This is a genomic window from Streptomyces sp. NPDC050636, from assembly GCF_040654775.1.
In the GTDB taxonomy this organism is placed as follows: Bacteria; Actinomycetota; Actinomycetes; order Streptomycetales; family Streptomycetaceae; genus Streptomyces.
The window spans coordinates 1-6,104 of record NZ_JBFAIP010000186.1 but is presented as its reverse complement, the minus strand read 5'-3'; the positions used below and the strand labels follow the sequence as shown (position 1 = coordinate 6,104).

Genomic DNA, 6,104 nt, shown 5'->3' with positions numbered 1-6,104 from the left:
GGATCGGTGAGGGTGAGGCAGGTACCGATCTCGTCGTGCTCCAGACCGGGCCGCAGATACGGGTAGCCCTTGGCGGCCTGTGCCAGTTGGGGGCATCGATGGCGGCCTGGAGGCCGAGCCCCCCGAGAGCGACTGCGAGGAAGAAGTGCAAGGACCACTGGTCCTGCTGGTCTCCGCCTGGGGTTCCGAACGCCATCACCGCGGTGCCGTCGCGCAGCGCGAGCGAGGGCGAGAGCGTGGTGCGTGGGCGACGTCCGGGGGTCAGTGAGTTGGGCAGGCCCGGCTGGAGCCAGGCCATCTGCAAGCGGGTACCGAGGGGGAAGCCGAGGGCGGGGATCACCGGATTGGACTGGAACCAACCGCCGCTGGGTGTCGCCGTGACCATGTTGCCCCAGCGGTCGACGATGTCGAGGTGGCAGGTGTCGCCCCGGGTCAGCCCGTCGGAGCCGACGGTCGGTTCGCCCGTACCAAGGGTGTGCCTGGATGCGTCGGCGGTCTTCGTCTCGTGCGTGGGTTGATGCGGCAGGCGCGGCGTACGGCCTTCCGGGCTGCCGGGGCGCAACTCATGCGACGCCTTGCCGTCGATCAGGGCGCGCCGGCTGTCGTTGTAGGACCGGGACAGCAGGTCGGCGAGCGGGACGTCGGCGGCGTCGCCGTACCAGGCCTCCCGGTCGGCCATGGCGAGCTTGGTTCCTTCCACCAGGCTGTGCAGATAGTCCGGTGTGTCGTGGTCGAACCCGTCGGGCAGGAGCGCGAGTTGCTGGAGGAAGACCGGTCCCTGGCTCCAGGGCCCGGCCTTGCACAGGGTCCAGCCGTTCCAGTCGTAGCTGACCGGGGACTCGTAGTGTGCCTCGTAGCCGGCCAGGTCGTCACCAGTGAGAGCTGAGGCGTGGCGTCGGCCGGTGGTGTCCATGGCGGGTGTGGCGGCGAATCCGGCGATGGCCTCGCCGATGAAGCCTTCGCGCCAGATCCTGCGGGCGGCCTCGATGCCGGCCTCCCGGGAGGCGCCGGCGCTCTCGCGCAGCAGGGTGCGCCACGTCTGAGCCAGGGCAGGGTTCCTGAACAGGGACCCGGGACGCGGTGCGGGCAGGTACAGCTCGGCGGATGTGGTCCATTCCGTTTCGAAGAGCTCTCGCACGGTCTCTATGGTCCTGCCAAGACCTGCCGAGACAGGATGCCCGTGTTCTGCGTAGCCGATGGCGTACTTCAGCACCGCGGCCAGGGGCTTCGTGCCGTGGTCTCGCAGCAGAACCATCCATGCGTCGAACGCGCCTGGCACGGCGGCGGCCAACGGACCGGTGCCGGGAACCAGATCGAGTCCGAGGCTGCGGTAGTGCCCGATCGTCGCCCCGCCGGGAGCAGGCCCCTGTCCGCACAGCACCCGGACCTGCCCGCCCACGGGAGCCAGAATGATCGGGACCTCCCCGGCCGGGCCGTTGAGGTGTGGCTGGACGACGTTCAGTACGAACCCGGCGGCCACCGCCGCATCGTAGGCGTTGCCGCCGTCCTCCAGCACCGCCATCGCCGACTGCGAGGCCAGCCAGTGAGTTGTCGACACCATGCCGAAGGTGCCCGTCAGGGTCGGACGTGTCGTCCATGTGCGCATCGCGATCACCCTTCGCTTCGGTGGAGCCTGGCCTGGATCACAAGACGGCTGGCTCCGAGACCAGGGCCGGGCGTTTGTTGATCGGCCCGCCCGGCTCGGTCCGAGCGCCTGGGCGAGTCAGATGTGACGAACGTGCCTGAATGACTCTGTCCACGAGAACGGGTTCTGGCTCACTTTTCCGTGAAGGGCTGAGAGATCAGTTCCAACAGGCCGATCGGCAGGTTCTCTGCGGTGTTGAAAGTGAAGGTGGCCAGCATCGAAGCCGCGAGCACCGCCTGCCTGTGCCATGGAGCCGGTTGTGCCCTGACCATACGGCCTCTTCCTGTCCTTGCTCCTTGAGGTCCTTGACGACCCGCCGCCGCACCGCTGAGCGCCTTGGTGCGGAGCGATCCGCTTGTCACGCAGGTGCCTGACTTCTCCGTCGAGGAGGCGCAGCGGCTGTGCGAGCACACGGAGCGGCTGGTCTTCGGCAGAGCGAGGAAGGCTGAGGCGGTGAACTCGTTGACGGTCGGGCAGATATGGCTCACCGCCAACTCGGCCTCGGGCCAACTCAATCCGTACGCCGGGGGACTTGGCCCGACAGCAGCAAGTCCACGATCTTCTCGGGAAGATCCTCGACGAAGTTCACGCCCGTGACCACCTGCCGGTAGAAGACCGGCCCCGCGAGGATGTCCATGAAGATCTCGACATCGACATCGGCAGGGATGTCTCCGCGCTCCACACCGCGGTTGATGAGGACCTCGCAGTTTGCGCGCCGCCCGTCCAGGAAGTGGCGGCGGAACCCCGCGAGGGTGCCAGGCTCGTGGGCGAGATCGCTCAACAGGGCCGGCAGTGCCGTTCCGGCCGGCGTCGAGGTGTAGTTGGCGATCGTCCCCTCGAGCCAGGCGATGAGGTCGTCGCGGGTGTTGCCGGTGTCGGGCACCGGGCCCGTGGACAGGGTGGCTCCCAGCGCCCAGCCGACGAGGTTCCCCTTCGACGGCCACCAGCGGTAGAGCGTGGCTTTGTGGACGCCGGCGCGCGCCGCGACCTGCTCCATGGCCAGGCGCTGGTACCCCTGCTCCGCGAGCACCTCCAGTGTGGCTTTCAAGATCGCTCTCGACCCGCGCGGCCACGAGCTGATCGGCGACGCAGTCCTGGCACACACCCGGGACTGGGAGTACGACTGCGTGGCCGGCCTGGTCCTCGGCGCGGTGCCCATCGCCGTGGCCGTCATGGCCACCGCCCACAAGAACGGCAGGTCCCTTCCAGCCGTCGCCATCCGCAAGGAGGCCAAGAAGCACGGCCTGGGCCGCCGTACCGAGGGCGTCGAACTGGCTGGGCGGCGGGTGCTCCTGGTCGAAGACACCTCCACTACCGGCGGCTCCCTGCTGACCGCGGTCGAGGCCGCGCGCGCGGAAGGTGCCGAGGTTGCCGGAGTGGTCCTGCTCGTCGACCGCGGAGGCAGCCGCGCCATCGCCGAGGCGGGCCTGCCCGTCCGCTCCGTCTTCACCGCCGCCGACCTGATCTAGGGGCAGTCCGTGACACACGATCCCCACTCAAACGACGCCGCCGGAGCACCCGCCGCCACGCGCCCGCTCCCGCGCAGCATCGCCGTCTTCACCGGCTCCGCCGTCGGGGCTTCACCCGCCGTCGTCGAACAGGTCCGCGCCTTCGGCGCGGCCCTCGCCGAGCAGGGCATCACCGCGGTCTCCGGCGGCGGGCGTGTCGGACTCATGGGCGCCCTCGCCGACTCCGCGCTCGCCGCGGGCGGCAGGGTCGTCGGGGTCATGCCCGAATCCCTCGTGAACAGCGAGCTCGCCCACACCGAGCTCGACGACCTCCACGTCGTGGCCACCATGCACGAACGCAAGGCGCGCATGGCGGACTTGGCGGAGGCCTTCGTGGCGCTCCCTGGCGGCTCCGGCACGCTCGAGGAGTTCTTCGAGGCATGGACCTGGGGCCAACTCGGCCTGCACACCAAACCGGTCTCGCTGCTCGACATCGACGGCAGCTGGGGGAGCCTGGTGGCGATGTTGCAGGACATGGTCAGGAACGGCTTCCTGGCCCAGCGCCACCTCGACGGACTCATCGTCGCCAAGGACACCGACGACCTCCTCGATCAGCTGTCGTCTTGGACCCCACCGCAAGCGAAGTGGACATGAACGCAACCCACACCCTTGAGTCCGTCGGCTGGCTGTGCGTACGCGACGGACGGCTGCTCGTCGTACGCTCCGTCGGCCGCGACGCCTTCTATCTGCCCGGCGGCAAGATCGAGCCGGGGGAGAGCCACAAACAGGCCCTGGTCCGAGAGGTCAGGGAAGAGCTCACCGTCGAGCTCGCCTCGAGCCACCTGACCCCCGCGATGCTGGTCAGCGCCCCCGCCCACGGCCTCGACGACACCGAACTGCACATGCACTGCTACACAGGTCCCGGACACGGCGAGCCCAGGCCCGCCCGGGAGATCCAGGAAATGGCCTGGGTCGACTCCCACGACACCGGCCGGTGCGCGCCAGCGGTGGTCACCGTGCTGCGTAGGCTGCGGGCTCAAGGACAATGCGGCTGACGGCGCCCGGGTCCCGGGCCGGCGGCCGTCCCCTCTTCCACCCCATCAGGGGTGTCCTCGCCAAGGAGGGGCACGCCGCCGAGGGCACCTGGGCACCCACCGCGGACCCGGAGGACCTCGCCCACGGGACCGGGCACCCCACCCTCGCGGTGGCGCCCGCCCCCGACTGCTACATGCTCGAACAGCGCCGCAGCGATGCCGTGCTCCAGCGCGGCCTGGTGGGCGCGGTGGACCTGGCGGCCGTGGCCTCGCGACGGCTGTACAAGCACGAAGGCGTCATCGACGCCCAAGTCGCCGTGCAGGAACGGCTGTTGTGCCGTCGAGGCGGGAACGACGAGCCCATCCTGCTGATGGCGCAGAGCCTGGGCGCCGTCAGCGACTCCTCGACCACCTAGCGGCGACCCCGCCGGACTCGGTGATCGCCGCCGCGGACGGCACCGAGCAACGGATATGGGCCTGCCGGAACCTGGCGATGATCGCAGAGGCACTGCGGCTCGCCGATCCACAGCTGCTCGTGGCCGACGGACACCACCGCCTGGAGGCGGCACTGCGCTTCCACCGGAGCCGGGGCGACGGCGGCTTGGGCCCAGCAAGCCGCATCCTCGCCGTGGCCGTGGACTCCTCGCGCTTTCCGCCCACGCTCTCGGCGATCCACCGGACGGTGCCGGACGTCGACATCGAACAGGCCGTCCGCACGGCGTCGCGCTTCGCCCGCGTCCGCCGGCTCCCGACCCGGTTCGAGCCCCCGCGGCCCGGACATCTGGTCCTGTGCGGGGAGGGACAGGCGTGGGAGGTCTCACAGATCTGCCGGTCCCTGGCCGAAAGTCGACTGCGGGAGCTGCCCCGGCAGTGGCACGACCTCGACGCGGCAATCGCCACCCATGTGCTCATCCCGGAGCTGTGCGCGGCCCAGTCGGTGGAGCGCCCCTTCTCCTACACCCACGCCCTGCCCAGCCCCACGTCACAGGGCCGGCTGGGCGTGGTCCTGCCCCGCCCGACGCTCACGCAGATCTGGCGGTGCGCCGAGTCCGGAGTGGCGCTCCCCAGAAAGAGCACCTCCTTCACCCCGAAGCCGGCGCCCGGCCAGATCAGCTACCTCTTCGAACACGAGCGCTTCGAGCACGGGGCGCGGCGGGAGATGGCTACTTCCGCGAAGGAGTGGTTTGTGTCGGGGCAACATCGGAGACAGCTCCGAGGCTGAGGCGTCGCCCGCCCACAAATGCACCGCGTGTCGGCGTCTTCCCTCCTGGCCGTGCGATGAGTGGCTCGTCCGCGTTCTGCGGGCGGGCCGCTTTCGCGTGGATGACCACTCCACACCAGCCGGCTGCAGGACTTCCCCCATCGCAGCACGTATACAGCAGCGATGAGGCTGCCGCGCGCCCAGGTGCGCACACAGAGGGGCATCCACCAGCGAACACCTCATCCAGACCTGGCCAGCACCCAGGACTCAGGAGATCCGACACAAAACGACCGATGCCTACGGGTCGAACTCCGGACACGGTAAACCTGTCGTTTAACCTCGTCCCCGTTGGGGGTGGGGATGGAGCAGGGTTGGGGGTGGGGATGGAGCAGGCGGTTTTCGAATCCGTCAGGTACTCCGCTGTGTGCCAGGACTGCCGTGGGGAGCTGGAGTGCTGGGGAGTTCAGGCCCTGGTGGACGGCCGGTTGCGATGGGACGTTGAGTCAACCTGTTCCGCCTGTGGATGTGCGGTAGCCGTGTGCGGTGGCGACGTGCCGGCCGAACGGCGGGATCAGATGCTCTCCGAGCATGGACCCGCGAGGCTGCGGGTGAGCAGTCCGCCGGCGAAGAGCGTCGCCATCATGCGCGTGCTGCGGGCTGAGCTCGGCATTGACCTGATGAAGGCCAAGGCTGTGCTGCGCAGTGTGTTGGACGGTGACTACTCAGGAACGCTTCCCGAGATGGAACACCTGGCCCGCACACTTCGGGAGTACGGC

General features: G+C 69.4%; 7 protein-coding genes and 2 pseudogenes. 6 read left to right on the top strand and 3 right to left on the bottom strand.

Annotated elements, in window-relative coordinates:
* From AB0I10_RS39960 to AB0I10_RS39950, 3 genes and pseudogenes are all read right to left on the bottom strand, one after another.
* On the bottom strand, positions 1-1,606 hold a 1,606-nt coding region (locus tag AB0I10_RS39960), incomplete at its 3' end, for a gamma-glutamyltransferase (protein WP_363157656.1).
* Positions 1,607-1,797: 191 nt separating this feature from the next.
* Positions 1,798-1,917, bottom strand: a pseudogene (locus AB0I10_RS39955) (MFS transporter); the annotation flags it as partial.
* 239 nt (positions 1,918-2,156) lie between these two features.
* On the bottom strand, positions 2,157-2,693 hold the full coding sequence (locus tag AB0I10_RS39950; protein WP_363157655.1) for a TetR/AcrR family transcriptional regulator: 537 nt from the start codon (positions 2,691-2,693) through the stop codon (positions 2,157-2,159).
* Here AB0I10_RS39950 and AB0I10_RS39945 point away from each other — a divergent pair.
* The 6 genes and pseudogenes from AB0I10_RS39945 to AB0I10_RS39920 form a co-directional block, all read left to right on the top strand.
* Positions 2,683-3,114, top strand: a complete 432-nt coding sequence (locus tag AB0I10_RS39945; RefSeq protein ID WP_363157654.1) for a phosphoribosyltransferase family protein — start codon at positions 2,683-2,685, stop codon at positions 3,112-3,114. The genes AB0I10_RS39950 and AB0I10_RS39945 overlap by 11 nt on opposite strands.
* 9 nt (positions 3,115-3,123) lie before the next feature.
* Positions 3,124-3,747 carry a TIGR00730 family Rossman fold protein gene (locus AB0I10_RS39940; protein WP_363157653.1) on the top strand — a complete coding sequence of 208 codons (624 nt, stop codon included), beginning with the start codon at positions 3,124-3,126 and terminating at the stop codon, positions 3,745-3,747.
* Positions 3,744-4,148: an NUDIX domain-containing protein gene (locus AB0I10_RS39935; protein ID WP_363157652.1), complete on the top strand. Its 405-nt coding sequence runs from the start codon at positions 3,744-3,746 to the stop codon at positions 4,146-4,148. The genes AB0I10_RS39940 and AB0I10_RS39935 overlap by 4 nt, the downstream gene beginning before the upstream one ends.
* The gene (locus AB0I10_RS39930) at positions 4,139-4,543 is read left to right on the top strand and encodes a DUF1015 family protein (RefSeq protein ID WP_363157651.1); all 405 of its coding nucleotides are present in this window, start codon (positions 4,139-4,141) and stop codon (positions 4,541-4,543) included. The genes AB0I10_RS39935 and AB0I10_RS39930 overlap by 10 nt, the downstream gene beginning before the upstream one ends.
* On the top strand, positions 4,462-5,349 hold the full coding sequence (locus tag AB0I10_RS39925; protein WP_363157650.1) for a DUF1015 family protein: 888 nt from the start codon (positions 4,462-4,464) through the stop codon (positions 5,347-5,349). Before AB0I10_RS39930 ends, AB0I10_RS39925 begins: the two co-directional genes overlap by 82 nt.
* 530 nt (positions 5,350-5,879) lie before the next feature.
* Positions 5,880-6,104 (top strand): annotated as a pseudogene (locus AB0I10_RS39920) (hypothetical protein); the annotation flags it as partial.